Source organism: Thalassospira sp. SN3W (genome assembly GCF_038070535.1).
GTDB lineage: Bacteria > Pseudomonadota > Alphaproteobacteria > Rhodospirillales > Thalassospiraceae > Thalassospira > Thalassospira xiamenensis.
This window is the reverse complement of sequence record NZ_CP121124.1, coordinates 2,287,387-2,304,612: the sequence shown is the minus strand read 5'-3', so window position 1 is coordinate 2,304,612 and position 17,226 is coordinate 2,287,387. Positions and strand designations below refer to the sequence as shown.

The 17,226-nt window shown below is 51.2% G+C and carries 15 protein-coding genes and 1 tRNA gene; 4 read left to right on the top strand and 12 right to left on the bottom strand.

The genetic code is table 11. The annotated features are described in order from the left end of the window. The first annotated feature begins 13 nt into the window (after positions 1-13). The gene (locus P8T57_RS10360; protein ID WP_341363043.1) at positions 14-1,474 is read left to right on the top strand and encodes a HAMP domain-containing sensor histidine kinase; all 1,461 of its coding nucleotides are present in this window, start codon (positions 14-16) and stop codon (positions 1,472-1,474) included. A 180-nt stretch (positions 1,475-1,654) separates the two neighbouring features. On the opposite strand, the gene P8T57_RS10355 is transcribed toward P8T57_RS10360, so the two are convergent. The 4 genes from P8T57_RS10355 to P8T57_RS10340 all read right to left on the bottom strand — a co-directional run bounded on the left by P8T57_RS10355 (position 1,655) and on the right by P8T57_RS10340 (position 4,835). Further along, positions 1,655-2,260 carry a DNA-3-methyladenine glycosylase I gene (locus tag P8T57_RS10355; protein ID WP_341363042.1) on the bottom strand — a complete coding sequence of 202 codons (606 nt, stop codon included), beginning with the start codon at positions 2,258-2,260 and terminating at the stop codon, positions 1,655-1,657. Positions 2,261-2,291: 31 nt separating this feature from the next. After that, complete coding sequence (locus tag P8T57_RS10350; RefSeq protein WP_341363041.1) at positions 2,292-2,579, bottom strand: hypothetical protein; 288 nt, start codon at positions 2,577-2,579, stop codon at positions 2,292-2,294. 15 nt (positions 2,580-2,594) lie between these two features. Then, the gene (locus P8T57_RS10345) at positions 2,595-3,200 is read right to left on the bottom strand and encodes a TetR/AcrR family transcriptional regulator (RefSeq protein WP_341363040.1); all 606 of its coding nucleotides are present in this window, start codon (positions 3,198-3,200) and stop codon (positions 2,595-2,597) included. Positions 3,201-3,386: 186 nt separating this feature from the next. Further along, complete coding sequence (locus P8T57_RS10340) at positions 3,387-4,835, bottom strand: TrkH family potassium uptake protein (protein WP_083379278.1); 1,449 nt, start codon at positions 4,833-4,835, stop codon at positions 3,387-3,389. Positions 4,836-5,181: 346 nt separating this feature from the next. Here P8T57_RS10340 and purU point away from each other — a divergent pair, with 346 nt between their 5' ends. Both purU and P8T57_RS10330 read left to right on the top strand, forming a co-directional pair. Further along, the gene (gene purU / locus P8T57_RS10335) at positions 5,182-6,048 is read left to right on the top strand and encodes a formyltetrahydrofolate deformylase (protein ID WP_037991108.1); all 867 of its coding nucleotides are present in this window, start codon (positions 5,182-5,184) and stop codon (positions 6,046-6,048) included. A 229-nt stretch (positions 6,049-6,277) separates the two neighbouring features. Next, positions 6,278-7,714, top strand: a complete 1,437-nt coding sequence (locus P8T57_RS10330; protein WP_063093234.1) for a sensor domain-containing diguanylate cyclase — start codon at positions 6,278-6,280, stop codon at positions 7,712-7,714. Positions 7,715-7,785: 71 nt separating this feature from the next. On the opposite strand, the gene P8T57_RS10325 is transcribed toward P8T57_RS10330, so the two are convergent. The 3 genes from P8T57_RS10325 to P8T57_RS10315 all read right to left on the bottom strand — a co-directional run bounded on the left by P8T57_RS10325 (position 7,786) and on the right by P8T57_RS10315 (position 10,827). Then, positions 7,786-8,793: an aspartate-semialdehyde dehydrogenase gene (locus P8T57_RS10325; RefSeq protein ID WP_341363039.1), complete on the bottom strand. Its 1,008-nt coding sequence runs from the start codon at positions 8,791-8,793 to the stop codon at positions 7,786-7,788. A 291-nt stretch (positions 8,794-9,084) separates the two neighbouring features. Beyond that, a complete protein-coding gene (locus P8T57_RS10320) occupies positions 9,085-9,273 on the bottom strand; it encodes a DUF3012 domain-containing protein (RefSeq protein ID WP_037991106.1) in 189 nt (62 codons plus the stop codon). Between the two features lie 96 nt (positions 9,274-9,369). Beyond that, a complete protein-coding gene (locus P8T57_RS10315) occupies positions 9,370-10,827 on the bottom strand; it encodes a TrkH family potassium uptake protein (RefSeq protein WP_230729495.1) in 1,458 nt (485 codons plus the stop codon). A gap of 169 nt (positions 10,828-10,996) precedes the next feature. Here P8T57_RS10315 and P8T57_RS10310 point away from each other — a divergent pair, with 169 nt between their 5' ends. Then, on the top strand, positions 10,997-11,779 hold the full coding sequence (locus P8T57_RS10310) for a thermonuclease family protein (RefSeq protein ID WP_341363038.1): 783 nt from the start codon (positions 10,997-10,999) through the stop codon (positions 11,777-11,779). A gap of 74 nt (positions 11,780-11,853) precedes the next feature. On the opposite strand, the gene P8T57_RS10305 is transcribed toward P8T57_RS10310, so the two are convergent. The 5 genes from P8T57_RS10305 to P8T57_RS10285 form a co-directional block, all read right to left on the bottom strand. Continuing rightward, a tRNA-Gly gene (locus P8T57_RS10305) sits at positions 11,854-11,927 on the bottom strand. 88 nt (positions 11,928-12,015) lie between these two features. Continuing rightward, positions 12,016-13,104: a PQQ-dependent sugar dehydrogenase gene (locus P8T57_RS10300; protein ID WP_341363037.1), complete on the bottom strand. Its 1,089-nt coding sequence runs from the start codon at positions 13,102-13,104 to the stop codon at positions 12,016-12,018. 136 nt (positions 13,105-13,240) lie between these two features. Then, positions 13,241-13,720, bottom strand: coding sequence for a xanthine phosphoribosyltransferase (gpt, locus tag P8T57_RS10295; RefSeq protein ID WP_007091853.1), 480 nt, complete (start codon positions 13,718-13,720; stop codon positions 13,241-13,243). A gap of 184 nt (positions 13,721-13,904) precedes the next feature. Then, positions 13,905-15,656, bottom strand: a complete 1,752-nt coding sequence (locus P8T57_RS10290; RefSeq protein ID WP_341363036.1) for a CHASE2 domain-containing protein — start codon at positions 15,654-15,656, stop codon at positions 13,905-13,907. A gap of 105 nt (positions 15,657-15,761) precedes the next feature. Next, positions 15,762-17,225 (bottom strand): M48 family metallopeptidase, encoded by a 1,464-nt coding sequence (locus P8T57_RS10285; protein WP_341363035.1) that lies wholly within the window; start codon positions 17,223-17,225, stop codon positions 15,762-15,764. Position 17,226 lies beyond the last annotated feature (1 nt).

Sequence of the window (17,226 nt, the reverse complement as noted above, 5' to 3'; positions counted from 1 at the left end):
GCTAACATTTGTCATGGAACGCCCGCATCTCAAACTGCCCCCATGGGCCAAATCGCTGTCGGCACGTTTGCTCGTGCTGACTGTGGGGTTTGTGATGCTTGCCGAAATTTTCGTCTTTGCACCGTCTGTTGCCCGCTATCGGGTCGACTGGCTTAAGGCGCACCTTGATTCCGGTTACCTGGCGGCACTGGCACTGGAAGCCACACCCGATCAGATGATTCCCGATGATCTGGAAAAGGAACTGTTGTCCAATGCCGGGATAGAAGCGGTTATTTTACGCCGTGATGATCGCAAATTGCTGCTTCAGCGCGATGATATGCCCGCAAAGGTCGATCATGACGTCGATCTGACGACCTTTTCCATCCTGATGGCATTGTATGAAGGTCTTTCGACCCTGACCCAGCCGCATGATCGCATGCTGCGTGTGGTTGGCATGCCATCCATGGCACCGGACTTCGAAATCGAAATACTGGTTCATGAACACGGTCTGGCAGAAGACATGCGCAATTTCGGCTGGCGGGTGATGGGACTATCGCTGGTGATCTCTTTCTTTACCGCCGGGCTGGTTTATTTTGCGTTGAACCGGCTTCTGGTCCGGCCGATGCGAACATTAACCAGCGACATGATCCGTTTTCGCGAAAATCCGCAGGATCAGGGATCAGTCATCGTGCCAGATGATCGTGACGATGAAATTGGCATCGCCCGGCACGAACTGGCCAATATGCAGCACGATTTGCAGGCAATGTTAAACCAACGTCGTCGTCTTGCGGCTCTTGGAACCGCGGCAACAAAAATCAGCCACGACCTGCGCAATGCATTGGCAACCTCAATGCTGATGACCGAGAAGCTCGCCCAAAGCGAGGATCAGGAAGTCCGTGCCGTCGTCCCCCGCCTGTTATCATCGATGGAGCGTGCGGTTTATATCAGCGAACAAACGCTGTCTTTTGCCCGTGAAGCACCACCAACACTTGATATCGCACGATTTACCCTGATCGAATTGCTCGAGGAAGTGCGCGATCAGGTGCTGTTGCAGAATGGTGGTGAAAGTCTTCTGGCGCCGGAAAGCCTCGATACGGCCAAGGAACCCTGCAAGGCCAAAATCCATATCGAGTTGCCGCCGGAACTGATGATTGAAGCCGATTATGATCAGCTTTTTCGTGCCTTCAGCAACCTGATCCGCAATCCGTTAGATGCCGGGGCAACGGAGGTGACCGTCAAACTGGCACCCGCAAATGATCAGAATAAAGAGGACGCGTTTGCTGAAATCCTGATCATGGATAACGGGCCCGGCTTACCTGAAAAGGCAATCAAAAATCTGTTTGTCCCGTTCGCCGCAACCGGCAGGAAAGGCGGAACCGGTCTTGGTCTTGCCATCGCAAGGGAACTGATTCTGGCCCATGAAGGGGACCTTCGCCTGAGCGCAACAGGACCGGATGGCGCCACGTTTTGCGTGCAGCTCCGGGTCATAATGTGAAGTTGTCGGCTCCCGCTAAAGAATCAACAATAATAGATTTTTTCTATCAAAATTAAATTTACATTCGATTTCACCAAATGAATTTCATTTGGCATTGTTGGGTCAAGGCGATGCTGGACCAATATCCCGATCCCCGATCCGCTCCTGACCCTAGGTCTGGCATCGCCACCTTCTCTAAAATCACGGCCGTTCAAATTCCCGGCGCGCAGCATCGATTACCGGTCGCATAAAGCATCCTTCTGCATGATCGTTAATCATGCCCATTGCCTGCATAAAGGCATAGACGGTCGTTGGGCCAACAAACTTCCAACCCCGTTTTTTCAGATCCTTTGAAAGTGCGGCCGAAATTTCAGACATGGATGCAGTCTGCGGCTTTGCAACAGAATCCTCCCTTGGCTCGAACTGCCAGAAGTAAGCGGCAAGCGATCCTTCTAGTGCCACCATTTCACGCGCACGTTTGGCGTTGTTGATGACGGCTTCGATCTTGCCACGGTGGCGAATAATGCCCGAATCCCGAAGCAGCCGCTCAACATCACGATCTGTAAACTCAGCAACAAGATCAAAATCGAAGTTATGGAATACTGTGCGGAAATTCTCGCGTTTGGACAGAATGGTGCGCCAACTAAGGCCGGACTGAAAACCTTCCAGACAGACCTTTTCAAATAACCGGCGATCATCACCAACAGGAAAGCCCCATTCCGTATCGTGATAGACATCAAATTCTGGTGCTGCATCACACCATTTACAGCGTGTTTTGCCGTCTGCGCTGATCGTTGTGGTTCCCATACTGCCCCCTCTTTTCTTATTCCCGGAGATATCACGCCATCAGGAATTCCAAACGTTCATCCGTTCTGGCCGGGGTGATTTCGATGATTTCGGCCTCGACGATTTTTTCGATAACAAACGGGTCGGCATTCAGACGTTCCGTTAACTCTTCCATCGTCGTATTGTGCGCAAGAATTCCCCCTCCCCGACTGGGTTGGAGATTGCCGACCACCAGAAACACGCCCTCATCAAACCCCTGGCTGATCCATTGTTTATGGCCCTCCATAAACTGCGATGCCTTCGCTCGATTCTCCGAAAACGTCAGTAAAATGGTGAACATCGTTATTATCCCTGATCATTTGGTTGCTGCATTGTTGTTCCGGGTACGAAGCGACCGCATCTGTCCATCCAGCCAGTCACACATCTGATCGACTTCGTACTGGACGAATTTTTCATCACCAAACGCATTGGCAAGCGCCGCCACACCCTGACTGCGCGCAAGCAAATGCATCGCCATACCGTCCGATCGTTCTGCAAAGCCAAGTCGTGTGAACTGCCGACCTAGCCAGACGCGGAAAAGGGTAAAAAGTCCCGCCGCGTCACTTTGCGCAGCATGATTGAGCTTTGCCAGTTCGGCAGAAAGTGTTCCGACCGGGCATCCGTAGCGTCGGATTTTTTCCCCGTTGACGATCAGAATATAAATGAAACTTCGAATGCGGGCGACCGGGTCTTCTCCGGTGGCTTCCCAGTGATCAAGCATCTGTTCGGTATTGGTCAGGCGCCGATTGATCACGGCATCAAGAATCTCGTCCTTGGTTTTGAAGTGATAATAGAAATTGCCACGCGATATGCCGACCTTGGCCGCAATATCCGCAAAGGAGGTCGGCTCGAACCCCTGTTGATAAAACAGCTGATCCGCAGCTTCGACAATCCGTTCGCGCGTGCCCTGTTCCATGATCATGCCTGTTCGACCTGAATAATGGGTGTTTGAAACCCGACTAGGACAATTGCCCTATTTGAGATTTAGAACAAATGACCTAATCTGTCAATCAATCAAATCGCAACGGGTTTCGGTGACAATCAACTTAGAAAGAAAAAGAAAACCCCGCACAAAGGCGGGGCATCATGGCAGGCTGGAAGAGCAAAATCAGTCGCGCCAGAAAGCCGGGAACAGCAGCACCAGAACGGTGAAGACCTCCAACCGGCCAATCAGCATACCGATCGACATCAACCACTTTGCCCCGTCTGGCAGGGTTGCGAAGTTACCGGACGGACCGACAATCGGACCAAGTCCGGGACCGACATTGGCAATCGCTGTACCGGCACTTGAAACCGCCGTAATGAAATCAAGACCCATTGCGCCAAGAGCCGCCGCCAGAACCACAAAGCAGAAGACGAACAGGAAGAAAAAGCTGAGCACCGATTCCGTAACGTCTTCGGAAAGCGGTTTCCGGTTATAATAAGCAATGAAAACACCGTGAGGCCGCAGCATATGAGAAAGCTGAACCTTGGCGATTTCGTAAAGCACCTGCAGTCGGAATATCTTGACCCCGCAGGTCGTTGAGCCGGCACAGCCGCCGATAAACATCACAAAAAAGAATACCGTAACGGCAAATGGCCCCCAAAGGCCATAATCGGTTGTGGCGTAGCCAGTCCCCGTCATCACGGAAATGATGTTAAACGACGTGTATCGAAGCGCATTCAGGAAGGCGACATCGTTTGTTTGCGAATGCCAGATGGTCAGACCCAGAATAATCGAACTGGCAATCGCAACGAACCAGCGAACCTGACCATCCATAAAAAGCGCCAAGGTCCTGCCACGCAGCATTTGAAGGTAAAGGATAAAGGGCAATGCGCCCGTTGCCATACCCAATGTGATGATCACATCAACTGCGGCATTATCAAAATGCCCGACCGATGCGTCCTTGGTCGAAAAGCCACCGGTCGCAATCGTCGTCATCGCATGGGCAATCGCATCAAATCCGGGCATACCCGCCCACCACAAAAGAAACGCCCAAATTATGGTAAAGCCCAGATACAAACTGGCGATACCAATGGCGATCTGGGTTGCACGCGGAAAAGCCTTATCGGACTTGTCAGAGTTTTCCATCCGGAAAAGCTGCATACCGCCAACACGCAGCATCGGCATGACGGCAATTGCCATCACAATGATTCCAATCCCACCAAGCCACTGCAAAAGTGCGCGCCATAGCAAAATGCCTGGTGGGGCAGTATCAAGTCCGACGATCACGGTCGAACCGGTCGTCGAAATCCCCGACATCGCTTCAAAGAACGCGTCCGTGTAGCTCATATCAAGGTCGGAAAACGCAAACGGCAATGCGGATACGGCAGTCAGAACAAGCCAGCTTGTTGTGGTCAGGATAAAAGCCTGTCGCGATGTGATTTTGAGATTCTCGGTCCGGTTCATCATCACTAGCGCACCGCCGATGAACAGCGATACGGCCGACGCGGCTGAAAACACCAACCAATCCCGTTGCCCGTAATACATATCAACCAAGGCAGGGATGAACATCCCGATCGACAGGGTGCACAGCAAAATGCCGATAATGAAAAGGATTGGACGAAAATCGATCAATGAAAAGCCCCGTACCATGTTTTACGCCCGTTCCCATTGAACCGGGCATGACATGTCTTCGCGATTATCCCGACAAGCTGCACTGCATAACCGAAAAACCGGTTCGTTTGCATCATCTTCCAGCAAACGAAGCGGAATTCTTCGCACATGCCCTGCCAATGTCCAGCTTTTAAACGTGTGGCTCCTTGCTTGATCGTAATTTCATGCCTTCAATCATAGAGCTATGCGTATTAGGTCTATCAGCGTTGGCAGAGCTTGTTTAACGCCAATTCCGGGTTGGCACGGCCTGCCAACGCCGGTATATCGCATGCAGGTCAAAATTCATAAACCGAAAGACAAAGCGGAAATGTCCGAACTCGCCAAAACCTTCATCCTGACGATCACCTGCCCGGATACGTTCGGGATCGTCGCCGGTGTCACCAGCTTCCTTGCCGAAGAAGGCGCGTTCGTCAACAAGCTGGAGCAATTCGGCGACCCGCAGAGCAATCGCTTTTTCATGCGCGTGAAATTCGATGCCGGTCGTGCCCTACGCACAAAGGCCGAATTTGCCGATAAATTCGCCACCATCGCAGAAAAATTCACGATGCAGTGGGAACTTCACGATTTCCATCGGAAGCCAAAAGTGTTGCTGATGGTGTCAAAGTTTGGCCACTGCCTGAACGATCTGTTGCACCGGGTTGCCTCAAACAATGTGCATATCGAAATCCCGGCCATTGTTTCAAACCACGAAGACATGCGCGGAATCGTCGAATGGTACGGAATTCCTTACTATCACCTCCCGGTGACCAAAGAAACCAAAGCAACCCAGGAAGCCAAACTGCTTGATATCGTCGACGAACACGATGCCGATCTGGTTGGTTTGGCGCGCTATATGCAGGTTCTTTCAACCGATCTGTGCCGCGAACTTGAAGGTCGCTGCATCAATATTCATCACTCCTTCCTGCCCAGCTTCAAGGGTGCCAAACCTTATCATCAGGCGCATTCGCGGGGCGTGAAACTGATCGGGGCAACTGCGCACTATGTCACAGCCGACCTTGATGAAGGACCGATCATCCACCAGGCCATCGAACATGTCGATCATACGATGACGGCCGAAGACATGGTTGAAATCGGGCGCGATATTGAATCCGTCGTCTTCTCGCGCGCAATTCAGATGCATTGCGAACATCGTGTTTTCCGCAATGGCAGCAAGACCGTCGTCTTCCGTCGATAAAACACAGACGCGAAACCACAATCTCTCATCAAACCGCCAGCCTTAATGACTGGCGGTTTATTTTTTGATATAATTTACTACGTATGAAAGTAATTCGTTAATTCGGCGAAATGGCCGATAGAAAACATGAAAATTATCGAATAAATTATACTCGGGAAAAATAAAATTCCCAAAATAACAATAACTTGCAACGAATATCGTTGCCCTGAAACTACCTTGGGGGCTTTCCGTGCCGGGAAAGAAAATCTATTTCGCCGTCGTCTTATGCATTTTGCTCGTTGTCGGATTTCTGACCACGAGTTTTGTCAGCTTCTATGTCGCGCGACAATCGCTGGAACAGCAGATTTCCGAGAGCACCCTGCCACTCACCAGTGACAACATCTATTCGGAAATCCAGCGCGACCTGTTGCAACCGATCTTTATTTCGTCACTGATGGCGCAGGATACCTTTGTCCGCGACTGGACGCTTGGCGGGGAAAATGATCCCGAACAAATCATTCGCTATCTCAGCGAAATCCAGATGCGCTATGACACGGTCACTGCTTATTTCATCTCGGATAAAACCCGGAACTATTATCACCCGACCGGCATGATCAAGCAGGTATCCAGAGATGATCCGGCTGATTTCTGGTATTTTCAGGCCCGCGACAATCAAAAACCTTATGAAATCAATGTTGATCACGATACCGCAGACCGGTCGCGCCTGGCCGTTTTCGTCAATTATCAGGTGCGCGATTATGATGGCAATGTCATCGGCATTACCGGTGTTGGCCTATCCGTCAACTCTGTGACCCGCCTGATAGAAACCTATCAGAAACGGTATGGCCGGACGATTTACTTTGTTGATCAGGAAGGCCGCATCACCCTGCACGGCAGTGGCTTTGGCACGTCCGAAACATTGCATGATCGCGATGGCATTCGTATTCATGCGACGCAGATTCTGACGTCTCCGGGCTCTTCGATCACCTACGAGGACCATGGTGAAACCTATTTCGTCAACAGTCGCCTTGTTCCCGAATTCGGCTGGCTATTGCTGGTTGAACAAAAGGAACATATCGGTGATCAGCAGATTGAAACCACCTTCCTGATCAATATCGCCATATCTCTTCTGATCACGGCAATTGTCGGCATTGCCGCATATCTGACGATCCGCAATTATCAGAACCGCCTGGAAGAACTGGCATCGCGCGATAAGCTGACCGGTGCGTGCAATCGACAGGTTTTTGATCTGGTATTTGAAGGTGTGGCCAAATCCTGCAAACGCCGGGCAGAACCGCTTGGCATCGTCTGTATTGATCTTGATGAATTCAAAGAGGTCAACGATACCTTCGGCCATCCGGGAGGCGATGCAACGCTTAAGGAAGTTGCCACCACCATTCGCCATCATTCGCGGGAATCAGATACGCTATGCCGTTGGGGTGGTGATGAATTCGTTCTTCTTCTGCCCGGACTCAACCGGCAGGAAGCCATGACCAAGGCACGCGAAATTGCTGATGCCATTCGCGAACATCCGATACGTTTCGGGCGGGATAACATTCTGGTCACAGTCAGCGCCGGCATCACGGAATATCGTGATGGCGAGGAGTTTGAAACGCTAATCACACGTGTTGATAATGCGCTTTATACCGCCAAAAATACTGGACGGGATCACATCTCTGTCGCCTGAATACGGTGATTTCACAAACAAAAACGGCCCCCGAAATCGGGGCCGTTTTCATTTAGCATCCGTTATATCGCTTAATCCGCGATATAGGCTTCAGCGATCTGGACTGCGTTCAACGCGGCACCTTTAAGCAACTGGTCACCGGCAACGAACAGTTCCAGACCATGATCACCAAAGATCAGGTTTGACCGGATACGACCGACTTCGACGTCATACTGCTTGGTCGCGTTGATCGGCATCGGATAGACATTGTTTGCCGGATCATCGACCAGTTTAACGCCCTTGGCATTCGCCAGTGCCTCACGCGCGGCCGCCGGGGTCACAACCTTTTCGGTTTCGATCACGATGGACTCCGAATGGGTACGCTCGGTCGGAATACGCACAGCCGTGCACGATACTGGCAGGTTCGGCGTACCAAAGATTTTGCGGGTTTCCCAGGTAACCTTCATCTCTTCGCGGGTATAGCCATTTTCCTGGAAGCTATCGATATGCGGGATAACGTTGAAAGCCAGCGGATGAGCAAACACCTCGGCCGGAACCGGCTTGCCTTCAAGACCTGCGGCCAAACCTTCACGCAGTTCGTTCATGCCCGGCTGCCCCGCACCAGACGCCGCCTGATAGGTGGATACAAACACCTTTTTCAGACCAAATGCCTTGTGCAGCGGCCAAAGAGCCACGGCTGCAATCGCAGTGGTGCAGTTCGGATTGGCAATAAGCTTGGCAGTCTTGGCAAGATCACCATTGATTTCCGGCACGATCAACGGCACATCGTCATTCAGACGGAACGCCGAAGAGTTGTCGATCACCAGCGCGCCCTCGGCAATCTGCGGGGCGAATTCCTTGGCGAAATCACCGGAAACTGCAAGGAAGACAATGTCACACTGCTTGGCTTCTTCAACCGAAAACAGTGCGATGGTCTTAGTACCGTACTTAGTCTCCACGGTCTTGCCTGCAGAACGCTCGGATGCGAACAGGGTAAGTTCACCCACAGGGAAGTTGCGATCAAACATAACATTGATCAGCTCGACGCCAACCGCACCGGTTGCGCCGATCACACCGACATGGAGATTTTCGGCACTCATAATAATTGTCTAACCTCGTATAAAAATTGGTGTCATTCTCGACTTACGCGATTGCTCGCGGGCCGCGCATTATAGGGATTTCTCGTGCGTTGGCAAATGCAGCTTGCTGCATCGCACGCATACACGGCAATCTTGAAACTCAAACGCCACTCTAAACGAGTTGTTCCATTCATTTTTATTCGGGTTTTACGCAAAATTCTGCCCTTTGGCGTTTTTCCCGACATCCGGCAGCCAAAGGGCATCATTAGAGGGTGTCGGGCCAAAGCCCCCCATGCAACAGGTAATCGAAGATCAGAAAACGCAATGCTTGGCGAAGTCTGTTGCCTCGTTGGCCGTCCAGTCGCCTTTTGGCTTTGCTTTCATGTCCTCGCACCACTCCTTGCTGCCAACCTCTGGCGAACAGGCACCGAGCGCCCCGGCCACCATCAAAACCGACAAGCCAAGAACGAGTTTACGACCGGGAATGTTCCATTTTGCCATTTGCGTGTCCTTCGTTAATTTGTTCAGATGAAAACGACTGCCCGTATCGGGCAAAACCACGGCAATGCTGCGGGCATTCGTCACAAATGACCGAAATCAGTCCCGCCAGAAGGCTGGCATCAGAAGCACAAGAAATGTTTCAAATTCCAGCCGCCCAAGCACCATCGCGATATCAAGAATCCATTTTGCCGCATCAGGCAATGACTGGAAGTTCCCTGCCGGACCGACAATCGGGCCAAGGCCCGGACCAACGTTGGCAAGTGACGTCGCCGCAGCACTCATCGAGGTCACCAGATCAAGGCCGGTAAAAGCCAATGCGACACTGATCGCGATATAGCTGATCGTTAGCAGGAAGACGTAGACCGTTACCGCATTATAGATATCAGAAGTGATTTCATGTTTATCGATCCGGCTTACTATTACTGCCGAAGGACTGCGAAGCCGCATGAAATGGGCTTTAAGTCCGGTGAACACGACATAAAGCCGGAACATCTTGAATCCGCCGGCCGTAGAGCCGGAACACCCGCCAATAAATGTCGCAAAGAAGAACAGCATGATCGCCGCTGGTCCCCATTGCAGATAGTCGCCCGACGCGTAACCGGTTGTCGTGATCACCGAAACAAGGTTAAACGCAGCCATGGTCAGTGACCTGAAAAAGCCGTCATCAGAAATATGCATCAGCCTCAGTGTCAAAAGCCCGGTGAAAACGGCAATGACAAGCAGAAAAAGCCTTATTTGCTGATTACTTATTATCGCGCTGATATCGCGTTTACGAATCAGAACGGCATAGGCCGTAAAAGGCAGGGCACCAGCAAACATGAAAATGATGCCGACCCAGTGCAGCGCCAAACTGGAATCGAATTTGGCAAATGAGAGATCGGATGTTGAATAACCGCCAGTCGCCAAAGTCGACATGCCATGATTGATCGCATCAAACCAGGTCATGCCAAAAATCCGGTACAACACCATGCAGATGACGCTAAGGCCGACATAAATCATCACGATTTGCAGGCACATGTCACGAATGCGCGGACTCAGCTTTTCCGAACGGTCCGAACTTTCCATTTGAAAGAGCTGCATTCCGCCAACCCGCATCATAGGCAACAATGCAAGCGCTGTAACAATAATCCCGATGCCGCCCAGCCACTGCAGGATCGACCGCCAAAGCAACAACCCGGGCGGCATATCATCCAGCCCGGACAAAATTGTCGATCCGGTTGTCGTCAGCCCCGAAACAGTCTCGAAGACCGCATCGCAGAAACTGATATCAAGAGATGAAAACCAAAGGGGCAATGCCCCGGTCAGACTGATCGCGACCCATGAAAAAACTGTCAGGACATATCCCTGCCGGGCTGTCACACGCGGGCCCATTTCAGACCGGCAGGCAAGACACGCCATACCACCAAGCCCGATACTGGTCATCGACGCCTGCGCGAAGATTTTCCAATCCGGGTTACCGTAATACAAATCGACCGCAGCCGGGATCATCATCGACACACCGATGATGATGACCATGATACCTACGACGAAAAAGATGGGTTGCAGTCGAAACAAGAACAGTGTCCGTGCCTAACTCGGGAAATCCGCTTTTACAGCCAAACGACAGCGATTGCATCCTGTTATCGCAGATGCACCTTCACAGAAGGAATCAGAGCCGCAAATTTCCCGATATTGCGGGTCATTATTTTGCCGTTGTTTTCGGCTGTCCTTATCAAAGCCATTCATGCCATTCTGTATCTCGATTGCATCGCCTCTGTCCAATCACCAAACCATCGAGGTCACTTTGAACCGCTTTTTCCGCCTGATTATCCTGCTTGCCATTCCTGTTGCTTTTTTACTTGCCGTCTATTTGCAGGACAAACCAGTTCAAGCGGCCGGGGGTGACAAGCAAAAAAGCGATCAAATAGCGCTGGAGGCAGAAGGACGCGATGTTCTGGTCATTGACGGTGATACAATCATGATTGATGGCGTCGTCGCCGATATTGCCGGGATCGATGCACCGGAACTTGGACAGCAATGCCTGCATAACGGTAGTTTTTGGGATTGCGGCATGTCATCGGCCATGCAGCTTCGCAAATATTTCGCCATGGCCCCCTTCACGGTGCGCTGCTGGCCCGGTGATCAGCAACATTCTGGCAAAGGTGACGATTTCCCGATTGTCGAATGCGGCATTGGCGAACGCGATGTGGCCGCAGCGATGGTCAGTGACGGCGAAGCCTTTCCGATCGAAGGATATTCCCACCGATATGACGGTCTTTCGAAAGAAGCCGATAATGCAGGGATCGGCATTCAGGGCGGCGATATGATCCCGCCATCCGAATGGAGATCAGGCAAACGGCTTGATGGTGAAAGCGGACGCTGTCTTTTCGCCACAGTGGTCAATGGGCACTATGTCAGCACCCTGGACCCCCGCTATGAGGAGCTCGTCACGGATAAGGCAAAACTTCTGTGTAGCGATGAACAAGCCCGCAAACAGAGCCTTTCTTACGCGCCGATACAAAAGTAAGCCGATCTGACCGAACGGTTTCTTTAAGCAACCGTCCCTGCACGTCAATCTGGCATCGAAATATTTGGAAAGCTTGGAGCGGGTGAAGGGAATCGAACCCTCGTATGCAGCTTGGGAAGCTGCCGTTCTACCATTGAACTACACCCGCTAAGCGGCGGTTTTATAGCCCGGTTTCAGGATGGGTGCAAGCCCATCCCCGATACCGGAATGATTTATTTAAACCTGTCATGCCCGTGTCATTTCTTTGTCGGAACCAGTCGCCAAACCGCACTGGCGTGGTCGTCCGACACCAGAATCGATCCATCAATATAATGCTTTACGTCTACCGGGCGGCCAACAACTTCGCCGTTGCTGCGCAGAAAACCATCAAGGAACGGATTGGTCGCCACAGGTTCACCATTGCGAAATTCCACCCGCACAACCTTGTAACCATCCGGAATTGTCCGGTTCCATGATCCGTGCAACGCCACAAGTGCATCACCATCGTCAAAGGTAAGACCAAGCGCTGCATTGTGCGCATTAAAGGTAAAGGCAGGAAAGGTAACCTCAGCCGGTGGAGTTTCATCGGCAAACTGCGGGGAACGCGTATCGTTTCCGGCATACCAGGGATATCCATAAAACAGCCCTTCGGCGGTGGCATGGTTCAGTTCCTCGCGCGGGACATCGTCACCAAGGTTATCCCCGCCATTATCGGTAAACCACAAATCTCCGGTGTCGGGATGGAACGTCAGCCCTACGGAATTACGGATACCGCTGGCATAGATTTTGGGTGCCCCACCGCTGATCGGCATGGAAATAATCGTACCTTCCAGCCCACCAACCTTGCAGATATTGCACGGCGCGCCAACGGCGATGAACAGGCGGCTTTGATCCGGGGAAAGTGCGGCGTATCGCCAGCCATGATGGCGCTTGTCCGGCAGATTGGTAAACAGGATGCGCGCGCGTCCCAATGCTGTCCCGTCAAAATCTGAAAGATCATAGGACACAACGCGGTGCTGATCGGCTACAAACAGGGTTCCGGGCTTATAGGCAATGCCATTCGCCATCTTGAAGTCATCAGCAATCAGATTGACTTCCTCGCCCTTGCCATCCCCATCCGCATCACGCACGAAATAAAGATTGGGACCACGCGTTCCGACGAAAATACCCTTCAGTTCCGGGGCAACAGCAATAGAGCGCGCATTATTTACCGCGGCGAATAATTCAAGCCTGTAGCCGCTTTCCGGCCTTAGCAGTGACATCGCCTTCGCGGTCTGCAGCGGCAAATTATCTGCCAATGCCGGAACAACTGCACCGAGAATACTCAGGGCGCAGAATCCCAGCATAAAAAACAAACGCCCGGCCCATCGGACCGTTAATGACGGTTGACGATAGCAGGCCGGGCAATTTTGATTTTGCATCGTGTCCTCCTTTTCGGTCCAACGGGCCTTGAGAAAGATACGATCAGATCTTCAAGACCGATTAGCGGACGCGTTCGGATATCGGTGCGTTAACCGAAAGCTCCATATCCCACGGGAAATAAATCCACGTATCCTGGGAAACTTCGGTCACAAAGCTGTCGACGATCTCGCGTCCAAGCGGCTTGGCATAAACAGTCGCAAAATGCGCATTTGGCAGTTTTTCACGCACAGCCTTTGCGGTTTTGCCGGTATCGACCAGATCATCGATGATCAGCATGTCCGTGCCGTCACCTTCGATCCCCTTAAGCCATTCAAGATCACCGCGCGACTTGTCAGAGTAGCTGCGAACGCAAACCGTATCAATCAGACGAATATCAAGTTCGCGTGCGATGATGGCCGCCGGGACCAAACCGCCACGGGTAATCGCAATAATGCCCTTGTACGGACCTTTTTCAAGCAGACGCCACGCCAATGCACGTGCGTCGCGATGCATCTGTTCCCAGGAAACCGGGAAACCTTTGTTATAAGCAGCTTCGCTCACAAGCTTTCTCCTGCGCAAAAAACGGATCGCCTGCTGTCTGTCATACCAAATCAGGAGAAAGACCGGACAGCGGTCGATATTCTTCGTAAATTTAAGGCGCTTTCCTACGCTGAGTCACAGCCAAACACAAGGGGATTGCATTGGTTGAAGGAAACAGCGGTACACCCCGGCGAATGGGTAGGGCCTAGTTGATTGTTGTGCTGTTTTCTCTCTGCATACCGTCACGAAACAGGGCAACAACAAAAACCGGATAGGTCAAAAATGCCAGCCCAAGAATTCCAAGCCAGTTAGCTGGTGCTAAGGCAAGGTAATTATATTCGATCCAGAACGCGCTAAATACGACGATTCCCATAACGACAACCGCATCAAGCAAAAGCAGCAATAGTACGAACAGTATCCGGCGTAATTTTTGTTTGCCTTCCACATCAGTCAAGCTTGATGGAATAGCCCGAATGGTACCGATTGCAGAAGCCAGCATGCGACACAAGAATTCAAATAAACCGACATGCTTTATCTGCCTTTCCTGTTTAGGGTGCGCTGGCCACCAGTGACGCATTCCCCACATGACAAGAAGACGGAAGCCAAATACCGCAATCAAGGTCAGAAACTCCACCTTTTCGATATCAACGGTAAAACTACTCCCTTGCTTCGGATCTCTGACACTGGCCCGATCAGAGATGTAGCCCCGACCTTTCGTCAGGAGATTCTCCAACGCCATCGCATGCAAGTAAACCCCGGCCACACCTGTATCTATTGTTGGTGGCTGGATGACATCCTGAAAACCCTGAAGATTAAAGCCATACATTACAACGCGACCGGAAAACTGGCTTCGCCAGCTTCGAAGCGGTTCGGACTGACTTGAGATTGCTTCCTCGCCGTATGTTCGAGGTTTTGGTGCCTCGAACAAAACATGAGCCGACGAAATGGTATCGAAAGGTGCGCACAGAACATCCGAGCGCTCGCCAATACCCAGTACATAAACAATATTTCTGCCGAGCTGGTACATTTTTGACCCATCCGATGTTCCTGCGAACGGGCACCGATATGGACGGGGCGGTATTGTATCGCTTCCGACCTCATCGTTCAGGTCAATGTCGCTTATGCCTTGAGACCACCCCTTGTAGTTTGGTTGCTTGTCTGGCCAAACCAACCACATTGGACGTTCACGACTATATTTTTGCCATTCATCCTTAATATGTGGCTGTTCTGACTCCTCGTCACGATCAATCACATTTTCGCAGTTCCAGTTTTCGATATTCCTAACAACTGATTGATCAAATGCCTCGGGATCCCGTTTTACCGATGTCAGCAAAGACTCCTGACGCAGACACAGATTTTCATAAAGCGTCAACGCTGCAGATTTTCTCTGGCTTTGGTCCGCATTACGACTGTCATTCTGATTGGGTTTTTCAGGATAAAGGCTATATGTGATTCCCCGAACATCAGACTGACTTTTGGCATCCCCCCACCCGGCCACAGGAGTCACATAATCAGAGATTTCTGCCAGAACCTCGTGCTGCTCCCAGCTTTTCAACTCAGCCGCAGTAATGAAAACGGGAATCCCCTCATCCCAATATTTTCTAAATACCCGAACCAACCTATTCAGGCTTTGATCAAGGACATAATTCTCTGGATAAGAGCCAACTTTTTCTGTGTCTGTAGCGCTTAATGGAGGCCCGCGACGGTCACGCAGGGTGAAATCAAGAAAAACGGCAAGCGGCTTCTCATAGAATATGCCCTCCAAAACTCTTGCATGCAGGCCATACGGGATCGGCCAACTTGACGCCATATCACGAAGCGCATCGTCATCGGCAATCACAACACCAATGGTGTCTGAATTCTCAGCGTCGTAAACAACGCTGGAGAATATGCGATTAAATAACGCGTACGAATATTCATCAACCGGCTTTGAAAATTCCTCCGGTTCCATAAACATGAAAAATCCGGCTCCCACGACAATCGACAGTATCCAGACGATATGTCGTCGGCTCGGCAGAAGATGTAGTTCAGCCTTTCCCTGATCTCTTGAGTTCATAATGGATCAGTATTCGCTCATACCACTGCAAAGAGCGCGCTGCTGCGGGTAACGAAGCGTACATCCCATTACAAGTTCATTTGCACGCACCGTGTTACCGCTTTGCTTTACATGGGGATAAAGAAACTCGTAAACCTCAATTGGCCAACCGTAATAGTCTGCGACAGCCTCAATCCTTGCTACAGCCAGCTCCGTTTGCCCAAGCGAATCCTGTAAAGTTGCACGCTTGATCTCAAACGGCAGCGGCAGAAAACTCTCGCTTTCGACAAGGTCGATATTCTGAATCGCCTTTTTGGGCTCTCCCTGCTTTTCGCGAAGATTGGCAAAAGCCCAGCGGACATAGGGGTGGGTTGATGTTTCGCCGCTGACGGTCATCCGGGCTTTTTGTTCAAGAGCTCTGTAGTCGGGGGTGACTTCTTCGTTCTGAAGGGCGGCCATGATGTTGTTTGCCACATCGTACTTGTCAAGCGTTTCCCGGTTTTTGCTTACCATCGCCAAAAAGGCATCGGCCTGAACCGGCTGTCGACGCTCGGTAGAATATTCGCGCATATTGTAGGCAAATAACGCTTCGGCACGTTCTTTGGCTTCACCATGCCGATCTGCCAAGGTTTCCTGCATAGAGGTTAACGCATTGCCAAATTCAGTCAGGAACTGATTGAACAGTGCATTGTCACTGTTCTTCCGAGTTGCGTCGAATTCTGCCTCCAACTGTTTTTCAAGATAGTTCCGGGTGTCTTGGAACAGATTGTCATACTGCTGTTCGTATTTGTCCAATACTTGGAAAAAACTGTCCACCTCGGAGGGATTGTAGCCAGCACGCACCATAAGATCGACGCCCAAGTGATCTGCCTGACGTTCATCAGCGCGATCCCACACTGGCAACAACAGGTCACGTGTCAGTATATCGCTGCCGTAAAGCTGGATTGCCTTACGGGCCTGATTGTCGCCAGCGGCTTGCGAAACAGCAACGTCCATTGCCGTCACCATATAGGGACGCAATGTCCGCAACAGGGAATCCGGATTATGCTGTAAAAGAACATGGCTGTATTCATGCGCCAGAACAAACGCCAACTGATCCTCGGATTGAAGATAGTTAAAGACCGAATGATGCAGGAAGATCATCCTTTCGGGTAGCGCCATCGCCCCAGCACTAGCATTCGCCAAAAGGTATACCTTCGCCGGCGTGGCTGGCTCTGGCGCATTGGTGATTATCTTGTCGAGCACCGACTGAGCGTAGCTTTGCAGCCCTTCCAATGGTGCAATGCCTTTGGAATTTGCAAGAACTTCAAGTTTCGCCTTCCGGATTTCTTCTGCGCTAAATGACTTGGCCGTCGGTACCGAAACGGTATCTATGTATTTTCCCTCATCGGGAATGGAGCTTAAAAAAGGAAGATCCATTCCAGTCTGGTTTGTAACACATCCAGTCAGCAGAAAAGATGCCGCGAGCAGCGAAACATATGATTTTTTCATG

Bases quoted from the DNA above. Each gene is read 5' to 3' on its own strand.
- P8T57_RS10360 (WP_341363043.1), top strand. From the start codon at position 14: ATGGAACGCCCGCATCTCAAACTGCCCCCATGGGCCAAATCGCTGTCG.
- P8T57_RS10355 (WP_341363042.1), bottom strand. From the start codon at position 2,260: ATGGGAACCACAACGATCAGCGCAGACGGCAAAACACGCTGTAAATGG.
- P8T57_RS10350 (WP_341363041.1), bottom strand. From the start codon at position 2,579: ATGTTCACCATTTTACTGACGTTTTCGGAGAATCGAGCGAAGGCATCG.
- P8T57_RS10345 (WP_341363040.1), bottom strand. From the start codon at position 3,200: ATGATCATGGAACAGGGCACGCGCGAACGGATTGTCGAAGCTGCGGAT.
- purU (WP_037991108.1), top strand. From the start codon at position 5,182: ATGTCCGAACTCGCCAAAACCTTCATCCTGACGATCACCTGCCCGGAT.
- P8T57_RS10325 (WP_341363039.1), bottom strand. From the start codon at position 8,793: ATGAGTGCCGAAAATCTCCATGTCGGTGTGATCGGCGCAACCGGTGCG.
- P8T57_RS10320 (WP_037991106.1), bottom strand. From the start codon at position 9,273: ATGGCAAAATGGAACATTCCCGGTCGTAAACTCGTTCTTGGCTTGTCG.
- P8T57_RS10310 (WP_341363038.1), top strand. From the start codon at position 10,997: ATGCCATTCTGTATCTCGATTGCATCGCCTCTGTCCAATCACCAAACC.
- P8T57_RS10300 (WP_341363037.1), bottom strand. From the start codon at position 13,104: ATGCTGGGATTCTGCGCCCTGAGTATTCTCGGTGCAGTTGTTCCGGCA.
- P8T57_RS10290 (WP_341363036.1), bottom strand. From the start codon at position 15,656: ATGTTTATGGAACCGGAGGAATTTTCAAAGCCGGTTGATGAATATTCG.
- P8T57_RS10285 (WP_341363035.1), bottom strand. From the start codon at position 17,225: ATGAAAAAATCATATGTTTCGCTGCTCGCGGCATCTTTTCTGCTGACT.